This is a genomic window from Sphingobacterium tenebrionis, assembly GCF_037126265.1.
GTDB classification, from domain to species: Bacteria; Bacteroidota; Bacteroidia; order Sphingobacteriales; family Sphingobacteriaceae; genus Sphingobacterium; species Sphingobacterium tenebrionis.
In genome coordinates this window covers 1-1,156 of sequence record NZ_JAYLLN010000081.1, presented here as the reverse complement: position 1 = coordinate 1,156, position 1,156 = coordinate 1, and the positions used below count along the sequence as shown (strand labels likewise).

The 1,156-nt window shown below is 34.9% G+C and carries 1 pseudogene; it reads left to right on the top strand.

The features are described from left to right. Positions 1 to 122: 122 nt before the first annotated feature. A pseudogene (dsdA, locus tag VJ786_RS16565) lies at positions 123 to 1,016 on the top strand (D-serine ammonia-lyase); the annotation flags it as partial. Positions 1,017 to 1,156 lie beyond the last annotated feature (140 nt).

The following is a 1,156-nucleotide window of genomic DNA, read 5'->3' as shown; positions in this document are numbered from 1 at the left end:
GATAGAAAATATGTAGGTAAGGAGAGCGTAACTTGACGAAAAAGAAGGCAATATTTTTAGATCGTGATAATGTAATTAATGTTCTGTTACATTAAAGTTAACCATAGGGACTAGATAGTGAAAAGTTCAAGGATTTCTTTTCAAACTATTCTATTACTGTGGGTTCCACTGGAAATTTAGGTTTAAGTATTGGTATTATGAGTGCGAAGTTAGGCTTTAATGTGACTGTTCATATGTCAGCAGATGCGAAAAAGTGGAAAAAAGATTTACTTCGAGGTAAAGGAGTTAATGTTATAGAATATACAGCGGACTATAGTAAAGCCGTAGAAGAAGGAAGAAAACAAGCTGATAAGAATCCGATGTGTTATTTTATCGATGATGAAAATTCAAGGCATTTATTTTTAGGCTATGCTGTAGCCGCTGCGCGCTTACATACACAATTAGAGAAATTTCAAATAAAAATCGGCGAGTCTTGTCCTCTATTTGTTTATCTGCCATGTGGAGTAGGTGGAGGTCCAGGTGGTGTTTCGTTTGGTTTAAAGTTAATGTATGGTGATAATGCGCATGTATTTTTTGCAGAACCTACTCATTCTCCTTGTATGCTATTAGGTATGATGACAGGATTGCATGATGGAATCTCCGTGCAAGATTTTGGAATTGACAATAAAACAGATGCAGATGGACTTGCGGTGGGAAGAGCATCTGGATTTGTAGGTAAAACAATAGAGCCATTTTTAAGTGGTATATATACAATTAGCGATAATCACCTATATAAGTTACTAAAAGGGTTAGTAGATACAGAGGGTATAGAGTTGGAACCATCAGCATTAGCGGGTATGATTGGGCCAATCAAATTGTTTAAAGAAGGACAAAGATATATAACAAATAATGACTTAACAAAAAAATTGAACCAAGGTATTCATATAGTATGGGGAACTGGAGGGAGTATGGTTCCAAAAGAGGTAATGAAAGTATATTATCAGGCAGGTTCTCAGTTAATCAATAAAAAATATTGATAGATATAAAATGAGTTCATTTTTCATGGCTACCTATGAGAAGATGAACTCATTTTCGTTTTTTGGATGATGGCCACTTTCTGGTACTACATGTCCATCAATTCAAGAAAGTAGATCCTTTTCTAAACGATAAAACTGAA